Annotated in this window: 18 protein-coding genes; 15 read left to right on the top strand and 3 right to left on the bottom strand. The window is 68.9% G+C overall.

Annotation, left to right across the window (positions count from 1 at the left end):
- Complete coding sequence (locus tag HJD23_RS16805; RefSeq protein WP_171112562.1) at positions 1-693, top strand: demethylmenaquinone methyltransferase; 693 nt, start codon at positions 1-3, stop codon at positions 691-693.
- Positions 694-745: 52 nt separating this feature from the next.
- On the opposite strand, the gene HJD23_RS16800 is transcribed toward HJD23_RS16805, so the two are convergent.
- Together HJD23_RS16800 and HJD23_RS16795 are read right to left on the bottom strand one after the other, a co-directional pair.
- The gene (locus tag HJD23_RS16800) at positions 746-1,084 is read right to left on the bottom strand and encodes a PASTA domain-containing protein (RefSeq protein ID WP_171112560.1); all 339 of its coding nucleotides are present in this window, start codon (positions 1,082-1,084) and stop codon (positions 746-748) included.
- Positions 1,085-1,177: 93 nt separating this feature from the next.
- Positions 1,178-1,684, bottom strand: coding sequence for a GNAT family N-acetyltransferase (locus tag HJD23_RS16795; RefSeq protein WP_171112558.1), 507 nt, complete (start codon positions 1,682-1,684; stop codon positions 1,178-1,180).
- A gap of 97 nt (positions 1,685-1,781) precedes the next feature.
- Between HJD23_RS16795 and HJD23_RS16790 the strand changes: the two genes are divergently transcribed.
- Both HJD23_RS16790 and HJD23_RS16785 read left to right on the top strand, forming a co-directional pair.
- Complete coding sequence (locus HJD23_RS16790) at positions 1,782-3,074, top strand: geranylgeranyl reductase family protein (RefSeq protein ID WP_171112556.1); 1,293 nt, start codon at positions 1,782-1,784, stop codon at positions 3,072-3,074.
- Between the two features lie 176 nt (positions 3,075-3,250).
- Positions 3,251-4,948, top strand: a complete 1,698-nt coding sequence (locus tag HJD23_RS16785; RefSeq protein WP_171112554.1) for a hypothetical protein — start codon at positions 3,251-3,253, stop codon at positions 4,946-4,948.
- 86 nt (positions 4,949-5,034) lie between these two features.
- Here HJD23_RS16785 and HJD23_RS16780 read toward each other — a convergent pair whose 3' ends face one another.
- The gene (locus tag HJD23_RS16780; protein WP_171112552.1) at positions 5,035-5,871 is read right to left on the bottom strand and encodes a C40 family peptidase; all 837 of its coding nucleotides are present in this window, start codon (positions 5,869-5,871) and stop codon (positions 5,035-5,037) included.
- Between the two features lie 747 nt (positions 5,872-6,618).
- Between HJD23_RS16780 and HJD23_RS16775 the strand changes: the two genes are divergently transcribed.
- From HJD23_RS16775 to nuoL, 12 genes are read left to right on the top strand one after another with little or no spacing between them, the layout of a single operon-like run.
- Positions 6,619-6,978: an NADH-quinone oxidoreductase subunit A gene (locus tag HJD23_RS16775; protein ID WP_007383963.1), complete on the top strand. Its 360-nt coding sequence runs from the start codon at positions 6,619-6,621 to the stop codon at positions 6,976-6,978.
- 13 nt (positions 6,979-6,991) lie between these two features.
- Positions 6,992-7,546 carry an NADH-quinone oxidoreductase subunit B gene (locus HJD23_RS16770; protein WP_171112551.1) on the top strand — a complete coding sequence of 185 codons (555 nt, stop codon included), beginning with the start codon at positions 6,992-6,994 and terminating at the stop codon, positions 7,544-7,546.
- Positions 7,543-8,283, top strand: a complete 741-nt coding sequence (locus tag HJD23_RS16765) for an NADH-quinone oxidoreductase subunit C (RefSeq protein ID WP_171112549.1) — start codon at positions 7,543-7,545, stop codon at positions 8,281-8,283. The genes HJD23_RS16770 and HJD23_RS16765 overlap by 4 nt, the downstream gene beginning before the upstream one ends.
- Positions 8,280-9,602: an NADH-quinone oxidoreductase subunit D gene (locus HJD23_RS16760; RefSeq protein ID WP_171112547.1), complete on the top strand. Its 1,323-nt coding sequence runs from the start codon at positions 8,280-8,282 to the stop codon at positions 9,600-9,602. Before HJD23_RS16765 ends, HJD23_RS16760 begins: the two co-directional genes overlap by 4 nt.
- Positions 9,599-10,471, top strand: coding sequence for an NADH-quinone oxidoreductase subunit NuoE (gene nuoE, locus HJD23_RS16755; RefSeq protein WP_171112545.1), 873 nt, complete (start codon positions 9,599-9,601; stop codon positions 10,469-10,471). Before HJD23_RS16760 ends, nuoE begins: the two co-directional genes overlap by 4 nt.
- The gene (nuoF, locus tag HJD23_RS16750) at positions 10,468-11,817 is read left to right on the top strand and encodes an NADH-quinone oxidoreductase subunit NuoF (RefSeq protein ID WP_171112543.1); all 1,350 of its coding nucleotides are present in this window, start codon (positions 10,468-10,470) and stop codon (positions 11,815-11,817) included. Before nuoE ends, nuoF begins: the two co-directional genes overlap by 4 nt.
- Entirely contained in the window at positions 11,814-14,318 is a 2,505-nt protein-coding gene (locus HJD23_RS16745) for an NADH-quinone oxidoreductase subunit G (RefSeq protein ID WP_171112541.1), read from the top strand. Before nuoF ends, HJD23_RS16745 begins: the two co-directional genes overlap by 4 nt.
- Positions 14,315-15,691 carry an NADH-quinone oxidoreductase subunit NuoH gene (gene nuoH, locus HJD23_RS16740; RefSeq protein ID WP_171112539.1) on the top strand — a complete coding sequence of 459 codons (1,377 nt, stop codon included), beginning with the start codon at positions 14,315-14,317 and terminating at the stop codon, positions 15,689-15,691. Before HJD23_RS16745 ends, nuoH begins: the two co-directional genes overlap by 4 nt.
- Positions 15,684-16,325: an NADH-quinone oxidoreductase subunit NuoI gene (gene nuoI / locus HJD23_RS16735; protein WP_171112537.1), complete on the top strand. Its 642-nt coding sequence runs from the start codon at positions 15,684-15,686 to the stop codon at positions 16,323-16,325. Before nuoH ends, nuoI begins: the two co-directional genes overlap by 8 nt.
- On the top strand, positions 16,322-17,164 hold the full coding sequence (locus HJD23_RS16730; protein ID WP_171112535.1) for an NADH-quinone oxidoreductase subunit J: 843 nt from the start codon (positions 16,322-16,324) through the stop codon (positions 17,162-17,164). The genes nuoI and HJD23_RS16730 overlap by 4 nt, the downstream gene beginning before the upstream one ends.
- Positions 17,161-17,460 (top strand): NADH-quinone oxidoreductase subunit NuoK, encoded by a 300-nt coding sequence (gene nuoK / locus HJD23_RS16725; protein WP_171112534.1) that lies wholly within the window; start codon positions 17,161-17,163, stop codon positions 17,458-17,460. The genes HJD23_RS16730 and nuoK overlap by 4 nt, the downstream gene beginning before the upstream one ends.
- 12 nt (positions 17,461-17,472) lie before the next feature.
- Positions 17,473-19,437, top strand: a complete 1,965-nt coding sequence (gene nuoL / locus HJD23_RS16720; RefSeq protein ID WP_171112532.1) for an NADH-quinone oxidoreductase subunit L — start codon at positions 17,473-17,475, stop codon at positions 19,435-19,437.
- The last annotated feature ends 2 nt before the right edge of the window (positions 19,438-19,439 follow it).

The following is a 19,439-nucleotide window of genomic DNA, read 5'->3' as shown; positions in this document are numbered from 1 at the left end:
GTGACCCGCGCTTCCCTGAACAAGCAGCCGCACGAAGTCGCCTCGATGTTCGACGACGTGGCGGAACGGTACGACCTGGCGAACGATGTGCTGTCGCTCGGCCAGGACCGGGTGTGGCGCCGGGAGGTCGCGAAGGCGGTCGACGCGCGCCCCGCGCAGAAGGTGCTCGACCTGGCCGCCGGTACGGCCACCTCCTCGCTGCCGTTCACGCGTGCGGGCGCGTACGTCGTGCCCTGCGACTTCTCCCTCGGCATGCTCCAGGTCGGCAAGCAGCGCCACCCCTGGCTGCCGCTGACGGCGGGCGACGCGACGCGGCTGCCCTTCAAGGACGACGTGTTCGACGCCGTCACCATCTCCTTCGGGCTGCGCAACGTGCAGGACACGGACGCGGCGCTGCATGAGATGTACCGGGTGACCCGGCCGGGTGGGCGGGTGGTGATCTGCGAGTTCTCGCATCCGACGTGGGAGCCGTTCCGCAAGGTCTACACCGAGTACCTGATGCGGGCGCTGCCGCCGGTGGCCCGTGCGGTGTCGTCGAACCCGGAGGCGTACGTCTATCTCGCCGAGTCCATCCGCGCCTGGCCCGACCAGCCCGCGCTGGCCGAGCAACTGCGCAAGGCCGGGTGGTCGAAGGTGGCGTGGCGGAATCTCACGGGCGGGGTGGTGGCGCTGCACCGGGGGTTCAAGGCCTGAGAACACCGGGGGTTCAAGGCCTGACAACGGACAGGCTTGACCGCCGACGGGCTTACCTGATCGCCTCGAACGCGTCCCCGGGCCGGTCGGGTTCGCGTTCCATGCCGCCTCTCGGGGGCTTCGGCAGCCGCGGTTCCCGTACGCCCGCGCCTCCGCCGCCCTCGCCCTCCCCGAAGTCGAACCACACGGTGACCACCGCACCGCGCGGCACCTCGACGCCGGGCAGCGGGTACTGCCGTACGACATAGTCCACGACGGTGCGATGGAAGTCGGGCCGGTCGGGTGCGGTGAGCAGCACTCCCTGTGCCTCGGCTGCCTCACGGGCGTCCACGGCCATCAGTCCCACGAGCTTCGGCACGCGCACTTCGGGCGTCTTGCGTGTGATGCGCACAGATGTCACCCCCAGAGGTACGGGCAGCGTAACCGCCCGGGGGTGCCGTCCGGAAGCGTCAAGTGTCTTTCCGTAGCCGACTGTTACTCTCTGTTATAGATCCAGTCGGTAGCAGTGCCCCAACTTGTCGGTTTCGGGACTGGTGAAGGTCTCGGCGAGGCGCATACCGAGTCGCTCGATGACCGCGATCGACCGGGTGTTGCGCGCGTTGACCATGGCCACCACGCTGCCGACGCCCGCCGCGCGCACCCGCTCCAGGGTCATCAGCGCGGCCGTCGTGACGTACCCCTTGCCCCAGTGCTCCCGGCCGAGCCGCCAGCCGATCTCGATCTCGCCCGCCGGTCCCCACGGGCGCGGCCACGGCTGGGCGCCGGTGAAGCCGATGACCCGGTCGTCGGCGTCGAGCATCGTCCACAGGCAGAAGCCGAGTTCGGCGTCGTGCTTGCGCTGGCGGGCGGTGAGCTCCTCGTAGACGGACAGCTCCGCGGACTTGCCGCCGTGGAACTCCATGACGTCCGGGTGGTCGAACACCCGGTGCCAGGCGACGGCGTCCTCGTCGGTGGGGACACGCAGCCGTACCACGGGGAGAGCTCGGTTCACTGGGTATCCCTTCAGCCGGTTGATCAATTCTGCTGAATAGACTGCCCATGTCCAGTGCCGGTCGGCACACAGATTTCGAACTTGGGGAGATCCCGCCGTGGCCGAGTCTCTGACGGACAACACCGCCGATGTGATTGTCGTGGGCGCCGGCCCGGCCGGCGCCACGACGGCGTACCACCTCGCCAAGGCCGGACTGGACGTACTGCTCCTGGAGAAGACCGAGTTCCCGCGCGAGAAGGTGTGCGGCGACGGGCTCACCCCGCGCGCCGTCAAGCAGCTCGTGGCGATGGGCATCGACATCTCCGAGGAGGCCGGCTGGCTGCGCAACAAGGGCCTGAGGATCATCGGCGGGGGCGTGCGGCTCCAGCTGGACTGGCCGGATCTCGCCTCCTTCCCCGACTACGGACTGGTCCGCAAGCGCGACGACTTCGACGAGCAGCTGGCCCGGCAGGCGCAGAAGGCGGGCGCGCGGCTGTACGAGCGCTGCAATGTGAGCGCGCCGATCGTGGACGACCGCACGGGCCGCATCACCGGCGTGCACGCGAAGCTCGGCGACTCCGGGGACAAGCGTGAGGTCACCTTCCACGCGCCGCTGGTCGTGGCCGCCGACGGCAACTCCACCCGCCTGTCCCTCGCGATGGGCCTGCACCGCCGCGAGGACCGTCCGATGGGCGTCGCGGTGCGGACCTACTTCACCTCCCCGCGCCACGACGACGACTACCTGGAGTCCTGGCTGGAGCTGTGGGACCGCCGCGGTCCCGGCGAGGACCGGCTGCTGCCGGGCTACGGCTGGATCTTCGGCATGGGCGACGGCACCTCCAACGTCGGCCTCGGCGTGCTCAACACCTCCGACTCCTTCAAGGAACTGGACTGGCGCGAGGTCCTCAAGGCCTGGTGCGCGTCCATGCCCGAGGACTGGGGCTACACACCGGAGAACATGACCGGACCGATCCGCGGCGCCGCCCTGCCGATGGCCTTCAACCGCCAGCCGCACTACACCCGGGGCCTGTTGCTGGTCGGCGACGCCGGCGGCCTGGTGAACCCCTTCAACGGCGAGGGCATCGCCTACGCCATGGAATCCGGCCAGATCGCCGCCGACGTCATCGTCCAGGCGCACGCGCGCTCGACTCCCGCGGGGCGGGAGATGGCGCTCCAGCGCTATCCGCGTGTCCTCAAGGACACCTACGGCGGCTACTACACCCTGGGCCGCGCCTTCGTGAAGCTCATCGGCAACCCGAAGGTCATGAAGATCGCGGCGCAGCGCGGGCTGACGCACCCCCTGCTGATGAAGTTCACCCTGAAGCTCCTGGCCAACCTCACCGACCCGACGGGCGGCGACGCGATGGACCGCATCATCAACGGGCTGTCGAAGGTGGCCCCGAAGGCGTGATCCGCGGGTTCCCTGCGGGTATTGAGGACCATCGGGGTCCACGGGTGTTCGATGTTGGTGGGGTATGCGGGAATGTGATCCCGCTGTGATGTGCCTGTGGACAACGGACCGGCTCCGGCTCAGGTCGAAGGGGGTGTGCCCGCCCGGGCACACCCCGATCGACGAGAGAGCACCCGATGACACTCAAGTCAGCGCGGCCGACGCGGCTGTTCAGATCCGTGGGCCTGCTGGCCGCCACGGGTCTGGCCGCCGTCGGCCTCGTGGGAACCGCCCAGGCCGCGCCCGCACCGCTGCCCGTGACGATCACCGGCGAGGACCGGGTCGACCTGTCGCTGAACTCCGGCAACGGGGACGACACGGAGCCGCAGGTCGACCTGCGGCTGAACGTCCCGGGTGAGGAGTTCGACGGCGACGGCGTCATCCCGCCCGTGTTCACCGGCGACTACACGATCCGTATCGACGCCTCCGAACTCGCCGGCGTCGCCTCGGTGAAACTGCCCTGTGACGCCGACGGCCTCGTCGCGGTCTGCAGCGGCTACGAGCTGTACGCCGGCGAGACGTACAACCGCCTCGGTGGCATCCGGCTCGACATCAACGACGACAGCCAGGCCGGCGACTTCGGCACCGTCAAGGTCACCGGCGAGGGCGAAGGGCTGGAGTTCACGCCGCTCGACATCGACGTACTGGTGGGCGGCTCCGAGTTCGTGAACCGCCGGCTGTCGCTGCCCGCCGGCCTCAAGGCGGGCGACACCTACGCGGCGCCCGTGGGCCTGCACAACAAGGGCGCCATGGACTCCGAAGGCGCGGTACTGCGCTTCCACGGCTCCCGCGGGCTGTCCTTCCCCGACTCGTACGGCAACTGTACCTACACCGAGGTGACCACCGGACCGCTGCTGCACCAGGGCACGGACGCGATCTGCACCTTCCCCGACACCATCAAGGCCGGCACCGCGTACGCGCTGACCGAGCCGCTGAACGTGAAGACCGCCGACTTCGCCCTGTACGACGTCTTCACCTACTCCTTCAGCGCGGTCAGCCCGGCCGAGGCGAAGAGCCTGCGCGAGGCCAAGGACTATCGGCCGGGCAGCGGCCCGGACCTGAAGCTGAAGGAGGTCCCCGGCGCCGACCCGGCGGACTACTCCCGCTACGCCGAGCTGGACCTGCCCGCGACGAACACCTACGACCTGGAGCTGACCGGCGCGTCGCTCAAGGGCACCGCGGGTGACACCGTCACGGCGGACCTCGGCTTCCGCAACAACGGCCCCGCCTGGATCAGCGCCCTGCGCTCGGGCGGTGAGCCGATCGGCTTCACGGTGGAGGTCCCCGAGGGGGCGACGGTCACCAAGGCCCCGGAGGCCTGCCGCGAGACCGACATCGCCGAGGGCACCAGGGGTTACCTCTGCTGGGTGGACACCCCGCTGCTGGAGGACGCGGAGCTGAGCTTCCCGTTCGGGCTGCGCATCGACCGGGTCGTGGAGAACGCCAAGGCGAAGGTGGCGCTGCCCGACTGGGACAACCCGTCCGAATCCGACAAGTCCAACGACACCGCCTGGATCGTCCTCAACGCCCCCGGCGACGAGGGGTCCACGGACGGTGGCACCGGCTCGTCCGACGGCGGCACGTCGAACGGCGGCACGTCCGGCGGCGGTTCCTCGTCCTCCGGCACGGACGGCGGTTCCGGCTCCGGTGGCACCACGGGAGGTGACACCTCCGGCGGCGACTCGGGAGCCGGCACCGACGGCGGTCTGGCGCTCACGGGTGCCGGTGGCGTGACGCTGATCGCCGGGGGCGCGATCCTCGCGCTCGGCCTGGGAGCGGGCCTGGTGCTGTTCCTGCGCCGCCGCGCCGGGCAGCACGGCGGCACCACCGCCTGACAGCCCCTCCTCATTCCCACGCCGACGGGTGCCGTTCGCGAAGAGCGGCACCCGTCACGTATGTCGGTGTATGTGATCGATACGGCTCAGAGCACGCGCACCGCACCCGACGCCGGGTAGCCGGAGAGGTCCTGGATGACGACGCCCTTGGAGGGGTTGGCCGCGTCCAGGTACTGGCCGTTTCCGATGTACACGCCCGTGTGGTACGCGGAGCCCTTGCCGCCCCAGTACAGGATGTCGCCCACCTGGAGGTTGGACAGGGAGACCTCCGTGCCGACCATCGACTGGTCCTGCGACACGCGCGGAAGGTCCACGCCGACCTGCCGGAACGCGGCCTGGACGAGGCTGGAGCAGTCCCACGCGTTGGGACCGGTGGCGCCCATGACGTAGGCGTCGCCCAACTGTGCCTTGAGGAAGGAGATGACCGTCCCCACGCTGCCGCCGACCGGTGTCGTCACGCTTGTGCCGGTGCCCACGGACGCGGACAGGGTCTCCCGCTCGGCGTCGCGCGCGGCACGCTCCGCGGCGGCCTTGCGCGCCTCCTCGGCGGCCTTCTTCCGGGCCTCCGCCTTCTTCTTGGCCTCGGCCAGGTCGGCCTTGGCCTCCTTGGCGGCCTGGGCGGCGGCCGCGTCGCGCTCTGCCTGCAGCTCGTAGTTCGCGGCGGCCAACTGCGTGGCGTCCGCCGACCGGGCGACCTGAGCGGACAGGTCGGCCGTGAGGGTGGGCAGTTCGATCGTCTGCGTCACCGGCTCGGCAGCGTTCGCCGAGGCCGACGCGCCGGCCACTGCCACGGTGCTGAGGATGCCACCGGCAACTCCGGCCCGCATCGCCATCTTCGACGTGCTGGGCTGGCGGGGTTTCCGGTGGCTACGTATGTGAGCGGTGTGGGACATGGGAACAACCGGTATCAGGGGCTCCTCCATACCTTCAAGAAACGTGTGGTCCGCCACAGTTGTTCAATCGATGCACCGAATCCTCGGCGCGTCGCCCTTTATTGCCGCCGTAACGGACATTGCGGACGCCAGTCATCAAGCCTGTGATCATGGGCTTTCTTCGTTACGTCCGAATTGCCCCCCGCTTACCACTGGTTGGGACCGTTGGCCAACCCCGCTTCTTGGAGGCCTCTCGTGAATGTGGCGGAGGTCACGGAACGGTTACCGGAGCCGGAGCGTCCGGCCGTCGCGTCCGGTCGCGTCCGGTCGCGTCCGGCGCGCGGAGTCGGCGCCGTCGAGCTCGTGAACGCGTGCACGCGTCCACACCTCGCCGCCACCTCCCCCTGATGTGTGAACGAGATCCCCTATCAGGCCGTGTCGTCCAACTCCAATTTGCATGCAAGGGAACTCTCTTGATATTGAGACGCCCCTTGCGAGCTGCACTGACGAGCGAAAATGTCACCTCTGGTGATCACTTGAGCGCTTCACGTGCGAAGATCGCCGATCATCCGACTTCATGATCGTTCATCAGGTGGTGGAGATCACAAAGCTTGTGCAATACCCCGTGTCGCAGATCACAGAGCGGCGGGCATAAGATGCGAGGCAGTTGGGCTTGTGACCTGCTTCACATGTTCTCGATCTTCGCCGGGGCCAGCGGGGCTCGTGGGGCTGATGAGCAGGAAGTGAGCTCAGTGCAACCCGCCAGCAGTCAGTGCCGACTGAGAGGAGCGAGGAGCGGTGAACGCGTATGCGCCCATCCTCGTACTGGGAGCCCTCGGGGCAGGCTTTGCGATCTTCTCCGTGGTCATGGCCACGCTGATCGGTCCGAAGCGGTACAACCGCGCCAAGCTCGAGGCCTACGAGTGCGGTATCGAGCCGACCCCCACGCCGGCCGGCGGCGGGCGCTTCCCCATCAAGTACTACCTGACGGCGATGCTCTTCATCGTCTTCGACATCGAGATCGTCTTCCTCTACCCGTGGGCCGTCACCTTCGACGCCCTGGGTGTGTTCGGGCTCGTGGAGATGCTGCTCTTCGTGCTCACCGTCTTCGTCGCCTACGCCTACGTGTGGCGGCGCGGCGGCCTGGAATGGGACTGAGGGGCCTTTAGTCATGGGACTCGAAGAAAAGCTGCCGAGCGGATTCCTGCTGACCACCGTCGAGCAGGCCGCGGGCTGGGTGCGCAAGGCGTCCGTCTTCCCCGCCACGTTCGGCCTCGCCTGCTGTGCCATCGAGATGATGACCACCGGCGCCGGCCGCTACGACATGGCCCGGTTCGGCATGGAGGTCTTCCGCGGGTCACCCCGCCAGGCGGACCTGATGATCGTGGCCGGCCGGGTGAGCCAGAAGATGGCGCCGGTGCTGCGGCAGGTCTACGACCAGATGCCGAACCCCAAGTGGGTGATCTCCATGGGGGTGTGCGCGTCCTCCGGTGGCATGTTCAACAACTACGCCATCGTCCAGGGCGTCGACCACGTCGTTCCGGTCGACATCTATCTCCCCGGCTGTCCGCCCCGGCCGGAGATGCTGCTGGACGCCATCCTCAAGCTTCACCACAAGATCCAGACCTCCAAGCTCGGCGTGAACGCCGAGGAGGCGGCCCGGGAGGCGGAGGAAGCGGCGCTCAAGGCCCTGCCGACGATCGAGATGAAGGGGCTGCTGCGATGAGCGACGCAGGCGGCAACGGGGTCAACCCCGAAAAGGACCTCAGCGCCTCGAACCTCCCGGGGCAGCGCGGCGAGGGCGGTGAGGAGATCCGCGTCCAGCGCGGCATGTTCGGCGCCAACAACGGTGGCGACACCTCCGGCTACGGCGGCCTGGTCCGCTCCGTCCGGCTCCCGGGACCGGCCACCCGCCCCTACGGCGGCTGGTTCGACGAGGTCGCCGACGAGCTGGAGGGCGCCCTGGAGGAACAGGGTCTGCTCCCCGAGAACGCCATCGAGAAGACGGTCGTCGACCGCGGTGAGATCACCTTCCACATCGAACGCGAGCACCTGGTCCGCGTCGCCCGCACCCTGCGCGACGACCCGGCCCTGCGCTTCGAGCTGTGCACCGGCGTCAGCGGCGTCCACTACCTGAACGACAAGGGCCGCGAGCTGCACGCCGTCTACCACCTGCGCTCGATCACCCACAACCGGCTGATCCGCCTGGAAGTCAGCGCCCCGGACAGCGACCCGCACATCCCGTCGCTGGTCGCCGTCTATCCGACCAACGACTGGCACGAGCGCGAGACCTACGACTTCTTCGGCATCGTCTTCGACGGTCACCCGGCCCTGACGCGGATCATGATGCCGGACGACTGGCAGGGCTACCCGCAGCGCAAGGACTACCCCCTCGGCGGCATCCCCGTCGAGTACAAGGGCGCCCAGATCCCGGCTCCGGACCAGCGGAGGTCGTACTCATGAGCACACAGCACGCAACTCCGCGCGAGACCACCGAGGGCACCGTCTACACGGTCACCGGTGGCGACTGGGACGAGGTCGTCCAGTCCGCGGCCCGCGCCGACGACGAGCGCATCGTGGTCAACATGGGCCCCCAGCACCCCTCCACCCACGGCGTGCTCCGGCTGATCCTGGAGATCGAGGGCGAGACGGTCACCGAGGCCCGCTGCGGCATCGGCTATCTGCACACCGGCATCGAGAAGAACCTGGAATTCCGCACGTGGACGCAGGGCACCACCTTCGTCACGCGCATGGATTACCTGACGTCCTTCTTCAACGAGACCGGCTACTGCCTCGCCGTCGAAAAGCTCCTCGGCATCGAGGACGAGATCCCCGACCGGGCCACGATCATCCGGGTGCTCCTGATGGAGCTGAACCGGCTGTCGTCGCACCTGGTGTGCATCGCCACCGGCGGTATGGAACTCGGCGCCACCACGGTCATGATCTACGGATTCCGTGATCGTGAATTGATTCTCGACATCTACGAGCTCATCACGGGCCTGCGGATGAACCACGCGTACATCCGCCCCGGCGGACTCGCCCAGGATCTGCCACCCGGCGCGGTGGACCAGATCCGCGAGTTCGTCAAGAAGATGAAGAAGAACCTCCCCGAGTACGACAAGCTCGCCACCGGGAACCCCATCTTCAAGGCCCGCATGCAGGACATCGGCTATCTCGACCTGGCCGGCTGCATGGCCCTCGGCGCCACCGGCCCGATCCTGCGCGCCGCCGGCCTGCCGCACGACCTGCGCAAGACTCAGCCGTACTGCGGCTACGAGACCTACGACTTCGACATCCCGACCGCCGACACCTGCGATGCCTACGGCCGTTTCCTGATCCGCCTGGAGGAGATGCGCCAGTCGCTCAGGATCGTCGAGCAGTGCCTGGACCGGCTGCAGCCCGGCCCGGTCATGGTCGCCGACAAGAAGATCGCCTGGCCCGCCCAGCTCGCCCTGGGACCGGACGGACTGGGCAACTCCCTGGACCACATCAAGAAGATCATGGGTACCTCCATGGAGGCCCTGATCCACCACTTCAAGCTGGTGACCGAGGGCTTCCGCGTCCCGCCGGGACAGGCGTACGCGGCGGTCGAGTCACCCAAGGGCGAACTCGGAGTGCACGCCGTCTCCGACGGCGGCACCCGCCCCTACCGGGTCCACTTCCGCGACCCGTCCTTCACCAACCTGCAAGCCATGGCGGCGATGTGCGAGGGCGGCCAGGTCGCCGACGTCATCGTCGCCGTCGCGTCCATCGACCCCGTGATGGGAGGCGTCGACCGGTGACCACCTCTTCTTCGGAGCGGGGCGTCAGCCTGGGCATGCCGGAGCTGCCCGCGCCCGACTACCCGGACGACGTTCGAGCCCGGCTGGAGCGGGACGCGCGCGAGATCATCGCCCGCTACCCGGACTCCCGGTCCGCCCTGCTGCCGCTGCTGCATCTCGTGCAGGCGGAGGAGGGCCATGTCTCGCGCACCGGGATGCGGTTCTGCGCGGACATGCTGGACCTGACCACGGCCGAGGTCACCGCGGTCGCCACCTTCTACACCATGTACCGGCGCAAGCCGAGCGGTGACTACCAGGTGGGCGTGTGCACCAACACCCTGTGCGCGGTGATGGGCGGTGACGCGATCTTCGAGGCGCTTCAGGAGCACCTCGGCGTCGGCAACGGCGAGACCACCGACGACGGCAGGATCACCCTGGAGCACATCGAGTGCAACGCGGCCTGCGATTTCGCGCCGGTCGTGATGGTCAACTGGGAGTTCTTCGACAACCAGACCGTTCAGACCGCCACGCGGCTGGTCGACGACCTGCGCGCGGGAGCACGGGTCGAGCCGACCCGCGGGGCGCCGCTGTGCACGTTCAAGGAGACCGCCCGGATTCTGGCGGGCTTCCCCGACGAGCGGACCGGGGCCGTCGAGGCCACGGGCAGCGCGGGACCGGCGTCGCTGGTGGGTCTCCGCCTGGCCAGGGGAGAGACCGCACCCGCGCGCGTGGTCCACCCGCGGGAGGGCGGCCCGCACGACGAGCCGCAGGACGCGGCCGTCCACGAGCCGTCACCGGCGGAGCACCTCAGCTCGCACGACGCGCCGCAGAAAACATCGGCATCCGACCCCGCCCACCCGGCAGGGCCTATCGCCGAGGAGGGGGAGTGATGACGTTGGCAGCCGAGCTGAAGGACCCCAGCCCCGAGAAGCTGCTCGCACCGGTGCTGTCGGCCTTCTGGGACGAGGACGGTTCCTGGACGCTGGACGTCTACCGACGGCACGAGGGATACGAGGGGCTCCGCAAGGCGCTCGCCATGTCGCCCGACGACGTGATCGCGTACGTCAAGGACTCCGGGCTGCGTGGCCGGGGCGGTGCCGGCTTCCCGACGGGAATGAAATGGCAGTTCATTCCCCAGGGTGATGGAAAACCGCACTATCTAGTTGTCAACGCCGACGAATCGGAGCCCGGAACCTGCAAGGACATCCCGCTCCTCTTCGCGAACCCGCACAGCCTCATCGAGGGCATGATCATCGCGTGCTATGCCATCAGGTCGTCGCATGCCTTCATCTATCTGCGTGGTGAAGTCGTCCCCGTGCTGCGGCGGTTGCACTCAGCCGTCGCTGAGGCCTATGCGGCGGGCTACCTCGGCAAGAACATCCTGGGCAGTGGGCTCGACCTCGACATTACGGTGCACGCCGGCGCGGGCGCGTACATCTGTGGTGAGGAAACTGCACTGCTCGACTCGCTCGAAGGCCGCCGGGGTCAACCGCGGCTCCGTCCCCCCTTCCCTGCTGTCGCGGGCCTCTACGCGTGCCCGACTGTTGTGAACAACGTCGAGTCGATCGCCTCGGTTCCCGCCATTCTGAACAACGGCAAGGAATGGTTCAGGTCGATGGGCAGCGAGAAGTCCCCCGGCTTCACGCTCTACTCGCTCAGCGGTCACGTCGCGAGCCCCGGCCAGTACGAGGCGCCGCTCGGCATCACCCTGCGCCAGCTCCTCGACATGAGCGGCGGGATGCGGCCCGGCCACCGGCTGAAGTTCTGGACGCCGGGCGGCTCCTCGACGCCGTTGCTCACCGACGAGCACCTCGACGTCCCTCTTGATTACGAAGGAGTGGGCGCCGCGGGTTCCATGCTCGGCACCAAAGCCCTGCAGTGCTTCGACGAGACGACCTGCGTCGTGCGCGCCGTCACCCGCTGGACGGAGTTCTACGCCCACGAGTCCTGCGGCAAGTGCACGCCGTGCCGCGAAGGGACGTACTGGCTGGTGCAGTTGTTGCGCGACATCGAGGCAGGCAAGGGCGTGATGAGCGACCTGGACAAGCTGAACGACATCGCCGACAACATCAACGGCAAGTCCTTCTGCGCCCTCGGCGACGGTGCCGCCTCGCCGATCTTCTCCTCGCTGAAGTACTTCCGTGAGGAGTACGAGGAGCACATCACGGGCCGTGGCTGCCCCTTCGACCCGGCCAAATCGACGGCCTGGGCCGACCGTACGGAGGTGAACGCATGACGGTGACCACGAGCGCTCCCTCCGGTGGAGGAGAGGCGGCAGTTCCGCCGGAAGACCTCGTCACGCTGACGATCGACGGCGTCGAGATCAGCGTGCCCAAGGGCACCCTGGTCATCCGGGCCGCCGAGCAACTCGGCATCGAGATCCCGCGGTTCTGCGACCATCCCCTCCTCGACCCGGCCGGTGCCTGCCGCCAGTGCATCGTCGAGGTCGAGGGACAGCGCAAGCCGATGGCGTCCTGCACCATCACCTGCACCGACGGGATGGTGGTGAAGACCCAGCTGACCTCGCCGGTCGCCGAGAAGGCACAGCACGGTGTGATGGAGCTGCTGCTCATCAACCACCCGCTGGACTGCCCGGTCTGCGACAAGGGCGGCGAGTGCCCGCTGCAGAACCAGGCGATGTCCCACGGCAACGCCGACTCCCGGTTCGAGGGCAGGAAGCGGACCTTCGAGAAGCCGGTCCCGATCTCCACGCAGGTGCTGCTGGACCGTGAACGGTGTGTGCTGTGCGCGCGCTGCACCCGGTTCTCCAACCAGATCGCGGGCGACCCGATGATCGAGCTGCTGGAGCGGGGCGCGCTTCAGCAGGTGGGCACCGGTGAGGGCGAACCCTTCGAGTCGTACTTCTCCGGGAACACGATCCAGATCTGCCCCGTCGGCGCGCTCACCTCGGCGGCGTACCGCTTCCGCTCCCGCCCGTTCGACCTGGTCTCCTCGCCGAGCGTGTGCGAGCACTGCTCCGGCGGCTGCGCCATGCGCACCGACCACCGGCGCGGCAAGGTCATGCGGCGGCTCGCGGCGAACGACCCCGAGGTCAACGAGGAGTGGATCTGCGACAAGGGGCGCTTCGCGTTCCGGTACGCGCAGCTGAAGGACCGCCTTCAGACACCGCTGCTGCGGAACGCCGAGGGAGAGCTGGAGCCCGCCTCCTGGCCCGAGGCGTTGCAGATCGCCGCCCAGGGGCTGCTCGCCTCGCGCGGCCGCACCGGCGTTCTGACCGGCGGTCGGCTCACCATCGAGGACGCCTACGCGTACAGCAAGTTCGCGCGCGTGGCGCTCGACACCAACGACATCGACTTCCGCGCGCGCGTGCACAGCGGCGAGGAGGCCGACTTCCTCGCCGCGCGGGTCGCCGGCCGCGGCCGCGACCTCGACGGTACGGGCGTCACGTACACGTCCCTGGAGAAGGCGCCCGCCGTCCTGCTGGTCGGGTTCGAGTCGGAGGAGGAGGCGCCCGGCGTCTTCCTCCGGCTGCGCAAGGCCTGGCGCAGGCATGAGCAGAGGGTGTTCTCGCTGGCCACGCACAGCACACGCGGCCTGGAGAAGGCCGGCGGCACGCTGCTGCCCGCCGCTCCCGGCACCGAGACCGAATGGCTGGACGCGCTCGCGAGCGGCGTCGGCCTGGAGGACGACGGTGCGCTGGCCGCCGAGGCGCTGCGCGGCGAGGGCGCGGTGATCGTCGTGGGCGAGCGGTTGGCCGGCGTGTCCGGTGGCCTCACCGCCGCCGTACGGGCCGCGTCCGCGACCGGCGCGCGGCTGGTGTGGGTCCCGCGGCGGGCCGGGGAGCGCGGCGCGATCGAGGCGGGTGCGCTGCCGTCGCTGCTGCCGGGCGGGCGTCCGGCGACCGACCCGCGCGCGCGGAACGAGGTCGCGGCTGTTTGGGGCGTCGCCGAGCTGCCGGTCCGCTACGGCCGTGACACCGGCCAGATCGTCGAGGCCGCCGCGACCGGTGAGCTGCAGGCGCTGCTGGTGGCCGGTGTGGAGGTCGCCGACCTGCCCGACCCGGCACGCGCGCGTGAGGCGCTCGGCGAGGTGGGTTTCCTGGTGTCGCTCGAACAGCGGCCCAGCGAGGTCACGGAACTCGCGGACGTGGTCCTGCCGGTCGCCGCGGTCGCCGAGAAGGCGGGCGCCTTCCTCAACTGGGAGGGCCGGGTCCGCTTCTTCGAGGCCGCGCTCAAGCCCGACCAGATCGCCCGCACACTGTCGCCCACCGACGCGCGCGTACTGCAGATGCTGGCCGACGCCATGGACGTACACCTGGGCCTGCCGGATCTGCGGACCACGCGCGCGGAGCTGGACCGGCTCGGCGCCTGGGACGGGCCGCGGGCCACCGAGCCGCTGGAGAGCGCGGGCGCGCTGCCGCGGCCGGCCGCCGGGGAGGCCGTGCTCGCCGGGCACCGGCTGCTGCTCGACCAGGGGCTGCTCCAGGAGGGCGACGAGGCGCTCGCCGGGACACGGCACGCCGCACGCGCGCGTGTGTCGCCCGCCACGGCCGCCGAGGCGGGAGTCAAGGAGGGCGACCTGCTCGCCGTGACCGGACCCGCCGGAAGCGTCCAACTGCCGCTTCGGATCACCGAGATGCCCGACCGTGTGGTCTGGCTGCCGCTGAACTCCGTCGGCGGGGGCGTCGCCTCCGGCACCGGGGCGCTGCCCGGCTCCCTCGTCCGCATCGGCCCGGCGACGCTCGCCGGTGAGGCCCCCGAGGAGGTGGAGGCATGAGCCCGTACCTCGCCGCTGAAGACCTCTCCATGTTCGGCCGCGACCCGTGGTGGCTGATCGCCATCAAGGCGGTCTTCTGCTTCGCCTTCCTGATGGTGACCGTGCTGTTCTCCATCGTCTGGGAGCGCAAGGTCGTCGCCTGGATGCAGCTGCGCATCGGCCCCAACCGGCACGGCCCCTGGGGCATGCTCCAGTCGCTCGCCGACGGCATCAAGCTGATGCTCAAGGAAGACGTCGTCGTCAAGCGCGCGGACAAGGTGGTCTACGTCCTCGCGCCGATCGTCGCGGCCATCCCGGCCTTCATGGCGATCGCGGTGATCCCCTTCGGGCCGGCCGGCAACGAGATCTCGATCTTCGGCCAGCGCACCACGATGCAGCTGACCGATCTGCCCATCGCGATGCTGTACATCCTCGCGGTCGCCTCGGTCGGCATCTACGGCATCGTGCTGGCGGGTTGGAGTTCCGGATCCACCTATCCGCTGCTGGGCGGTCTGCGCGCCTGCGCGCAGATGATCTCGTACGAGATCGCCATGGGCGCCGCGTTCGCCTCGGTGTTCCTCTACTCGGGCTCGATGTCGACGTCGGCGATCGTCGATGCGCAGGCGGACCGCTGGTTCGTGATCCTGCTGCCGGTCTCGTTCCTGGTCTACATCGTGACGATGGTCGGCGAGGTCAACCGTGCCCCGTTGGACATGCCGGAGTCCGAGGGCGACCTGGTCGGCGGCTTCAACACCGAGTACTCGTCGATCAAGTTCGCGATGTTCATGCTCGCCGAGTACATCAACATGGTGACCGTCTCGGCCGTGTCCGTGACGCTCTTCCTGGGCGGCTGGCGGGCGCCCTGGCCGGTCAGCACCTTCTGGGAGGGCGCGAACCACGGCTGGTGGCCGATGCTCTGGTTCGTCGTCAAGGTGCAGCTGCTGCTGTTCTTCTTCATCTGGCTGCGCGGCACGCTCCCGCGGGTCCGCTACGACCAGCTGATGAAGCTCGGCTGGAAGGTCCTCATCCCGGTCGCCGTGGTCTGGCTGATGCTCGTCGCGACCGTGCGGGTCTTGCGGAACGAGGGCTACGCCTTCGCCGACATCGCCCTCTACGTCGGCGGCGGTGTCCTGGCCTTGCTGCTGCTCTCGTTCGTCGTGGACTTCTTCCGCGAGCGCGTCAAAGCCGCGCCCGAACCCCCCGCCCAGCAGCCCGCCTTCGACCCCATGGCCGGTGGGTTCCCCGTGCCGCCGCTGCCCGGACAGCAGCTGCCACCGGTGCCGCGGCGCCGCTCGCGCCGCGAGCGGGAGCTGATTGTCAGTGGTGGGCCCGATACTCAGAGTGATGGATCTCTGGGTGGATCTACGGATGGAAAGGAGGCGTCCGATGGCTGAGGAGCCCAAGGAGACCAAGCCCGGTTTCCAGAACCCCGTGGCCGGCTTCGGCGTGACCTTCAAGGCCATGTTCAAGAAGCGGCTGACCGAGCAGTACCCGGAGCAGCAGAAGACCACAGCCCCCCGGTTCCACGGACGGCACCAGCTCAACCGCCATCCGGACGGCCTGGAGAAGTGCGTCGGCTGCGAGCTGTGCGCCTGGGCCTGCCCCGCCGACGCCATCTACGTGGAGGGCGCGGACAACACCGACGAGGAGCGCTACTCGCCGGGCGAGCGGTACGGGCGCGTCTACCAGATCAACTACGCCCGCTGCATCCTGTGCGGCCTGTGCATCGAGGCGTGCCCCACGCGCGCGTTGACCATGACGAACGACTTCGAGCTCGCCGACTCCAGCCGCGCCAACCTCATCTACACCAAGGAGCAGCTGCTGGCCGGCCTCGAAGAAGGCATGGTCGACACGCCGCACGCCATCTACCCGGGGATGGACGAACAGGACTACTACCGGGGCCTGGTGACGGAGGCGGCGCCCGGCACGGTGCGTCAGGTCGCCCTCTCCGAGGGGGAGACGCCCCAGGAGGCGGCCTCGACCTTCGGTGAGGGCGAGCCCGCCTCGGAGAAGGTGATCGGCCGATGACCACACAGCTCGCCGCCTACACCACCTCCACCGGAGAGGCCGTCCAGTTCTGGATCCTCGGTACGGTCGCGGTGATCGGCGCCCTGTGCACCGTCTTCATGAAGAAGGCCGTGCACAGCGCGCTCTGCCTGGCCGGCACCATGATCGTCCTGGCGGTGTTCTACCTCGCCAACGGCGCCTACTTCCTGGGCGTCGTACAGATCATCGTCTACACCGGCGCGATCATGATGCTGTTCCTGTTCGTGGTGATGCTGGTCGGTGTCACCGCGGCGGACTCCCTGAAAGAGACCATCAAGGGCCAGCGCTGGCTGGCCCTGCTCTGTGGCCTCGGCTTCGGCATCCTGCTCGTCGGGGGCATCGGCAACGCGTCCCTGACGGAGTTCAACGGCCTCGGCCAGGCCAACGCGAGCGGCAATGTGGAGGGCCTCGCGGCCCTCATCTTCACCAAGTACGTCTTCGCGTTCGAACTCACCGGCGTCCTGCTGATCACGGCCGCCGTCGGTGCCATGGTGCTCACCCACCGCGAGCGCACCGAGCGCGCCAAGACCCAGCGCGAGCTGTCCGAGCAGCGCGTGCGTGAGGGGAAGTACGTACCGCCGCTGCCGGCACCCGGTGTGTACGCGCGACACAACGCCGTGGACATCGCGGGCCTGCTGCCCGACGGCACCCCGTCCGACCTGACGGTCAGCAAGACGCTGCGCGAGCGTGGCCAGATCCGGGACGTGTCCACCGAAGCGCTCAACGACCTGCGGGCCCTCGAACAGCGCGCGGAGGAGCGGCTGGAGCGGAACGCGATCGAGCCGCCGACGTTCAAGCGGGCCGAGGAGGCGTCGAAGTGAACCCCGTCAACTACCTCTATCTCGCCGCCCTGCTGTTCACGATCGGCGCGACCGGCGTGCTGATCCGGCGGAACGCGATCGTGCTGTTCATGTGCATCGAGCTGATGCTCAACGCCTGCAACCTCGCGTTCGTCGCCTTCGCCCGGATGCACGGCAACCTCGACGGCCAGATCATCGCGTTCTTCACGATGGTCGTCGCCGCGGCGGAGGTCGTGGTCGGGCTCGCGATCATCGTGTCGCTGTTCCGTTCCCGCCACTCGGCCTCGGTCGACGACGCCAGCCTGATGAAGCTCTAAGGGGTCGCTGAAGTGGAGAACCTGATTGCGCTGCTGATCGCGGCGCCCCTGCTCGGAGCGGCCGTCCTGCTGTGCGGCGGCCGGCGGCTCGACGCCGTCGGCCACTGGATCGGCACGGTCCTCGCGCTCGTCTCCTTCGCCCTCGGCGCGGTCCTCTTCGCCGACCTGCTGGGCAAGGACGCGGAGCACCGGACGCTGACGCAGCACCTGTTCAGCTGGATCCCCGTCGAGGGCTTCCAGGCCGACGTCGCCTTCCAGCTGGACCAGCTGTCGATGACGTTCGTGCTGCTGATCACCGGCGTCGGCTCGCTGATCCACCTGTACTCGGTCGGGTACATGGAGCACGACGAGCGGCGCCGCCGCTTCTTCGGCTACCTGAACCTGTTCCTCGCGGCGATGCTGCTGCTCGTCCTCGCCGACAACTACCTGCTCCTGTACGTCGGCTGGGAGGGCGTCGGTCTCGCCTCCTACCTGCTGATCGGCTTCTGGCAGCACAAGCCCAGTGCCGCCACCGCCGCGAAGAAGGCATTCCTGGTCAACCGCGTCGGCGACATGGGCCTGTCGATCGCGATCATGCTGATGTTCACGACGTTCGGCACCTTTGCCTTCGGGCCGGTGCTCGGCAGCCACGAAGAGCCGGGCCTCGTGCGCGACACCTCCGAGGGCATGCTCACCGCGATCGGCCTGATGCTGCTGCTCGCCGCCTGCGGCAAGTCCGCCCAGGTGCCGCTGCAGTCCTGGCTCGGGGACGCGATGGAGGGCCCGACCCCCGTCTCGGCCCTGATCCACGCCGCGACGATGGTGACGGCGGGCGTGTACCTGATCGTCCGCTCCGGGGCCATCTTCAACGCCGCGCCCGACGCGCAACTGGTCGTCACCATCGTCGGAGCGGTCACGCTCCTGTTCGGTGCGATCATCGGTTGCGCCAAGGACGACATCAAGAAGGCGCTGGCCGGCTCGACCATGTCGCAGATCGGCTATATGACCCTCGCCGCCGGCCTCGGCCCCATCGGCTACGTCTTCGCGATCATGCATCTGGTGACGCACGGCTTCTTCAAGGCCGGGCTGTTCCTCGGCGCCGGTTCGGTGATGCACGGGATGAACGACGAGGTCGACATGCGCCGCTACGGCGGCCTGCGCAAGTACATGCCGATCACCTTCGTCACCTTCGGCCTCGGCTACCTCGCGATCATCGGCTTCCCGGGCCTGTCCGGCTTCTTCTCCAAGGACAAGATCATCGAGGCGGCGTTCGCCAAGGGCGGCACCGAGGGCTGGATCCTCGGCGGCGCGGCCCTGCTGGGCGCGGCCATCACGGCGTACTACATGACGCGCGTGATGCTGCTGACGTTCTTCGGAGAAGAACGCTGGCGGCACGCCCCGACCCCGTCCCCGGCCGAGCCGAGCGTGGAGCCCGCGGCGGAGACTCGGGGTGAGCACGCGGAGCCGCACCCGCACGAGTCGCCCAAGGTCATGACGATCCCGATGATCCTGCTGGCCGTCGGGTCGGTCTTCGGCGGCGCGTACTTCAGCATCGGCGACCGGTTCGTGCACTGGCTGGAGCCGGTCACCGGCCATGACCACGGGAACCCGCCGATCAGCGCACTGACGGTCACGCTGTCCACGGTGGCCGTGATGGTGATCGGCGTCGCGGTCGCCTACGCGCAGTACGGCCGCCGCCCGGTCCCGGTCGTCGCCCCGCGCGGGTCGCTGCTCACCCGGGCCGCCCGCCGCGACCTCCTCCAGGACGACTTCAACCACGTCGTCCTGGTCCGAGGCGGCGAGCACCTCACGCGGTCCCTGGTGTACGTCGACCACACCCTGGTCGACGGAGTCGTCAACGGCACGGCGGCCTCCGTCGGCGGCCTGTCCGGGCGGATGCGCAGGCTGCAGAGCGGCTTCGCGCGGTCGTACGCGGTCTCGATGTTCGGCGGCGCGGCGATCCTCGTCGCCGCGACCCTGCTGATGAGGGCGGTCTGATA

The organism is Streptomyces sp. Z423-1 (genome assembly GCF_013009255.1).
Taxonomy (GTDB): domain Bacteria; phylum Actinomycetota; class Actinomycetes; order Streptomycetales; family Streptomycetaceae; genus Streptomyces; species Streptomyces gossypiisoli.
Note: the sequence above shows the minus strand (reverse complement) of the source record. Positions and strands in the feature narration are given on the sequence as shown.

Excerpts from the sequence above, each read along its gene's own strand:
- HJD23_RS16785 (WP_171112554.1), top strand. The coding sequence starts at position 3,251 with ATGACACTCAAGTCAGCGCGGCCGACGCGGCTGTTCAGATCCGTGGGC.
- HJD23_RS16780 (WP_171112552.1), bottom strand. The coding sequence starts at position 5,871 with ATGGAGGAGCCCCTGATACCGGTTGTTCCCATGTCCCACACCGCTCAC.
- HJD23_RS16770 (WP_171112551.1), top strand. The coding sequence starts at position 6,992 with ATGGGACTCGAAGAAAAGCTGCCGAGCGGATTCCTGCTGACCACCGTC.
- HJD23_RS16765 (WP_171112549.1), top strand. The coding sequence starts at position 7,543 with ATGAGCGACGCAGGCGGCAACGGGGTCAACCCCGAAAAGGACCTCAGC.
- HJD23_RS16760 (WP_171112547.1), top strand. The coding sequence starts at position 8,280 with ATGAGCACACAGCACGCAACTCCGCGCGAGACCACCGAGGGCACCGTC.
- HJD23_RS16745 (WP_171112541.1), top strand. The coding sequence starts at position 11,814 with ATGACGGTGACCACGAGCGCTCCCTCCGGTGGAGGAGAGGCGGCAGTT.
- nuoH (WP_171112539.1), top strand. The coding sequence starts at position 14,315 with ATGAGCCCGTACCTCGCCGCTGAAGACCTCTCCATGTTCGGCCGCGAC.
- nuoI (WP_171112537.1), top strand. The coding sequence starts at position 15,684 with ATGGCTGAGGAGCCCAAGGAGACCAAGCCCGGTTTCCAGAACCCCGTG.
- HJD23_RS16730 (WP_171112535.1), top strand. The coding sequence starts at position 16,322 with ATGACCACACAGCTCGCCGCCTACACCACCTCCACCGGAGAGGCCGTC.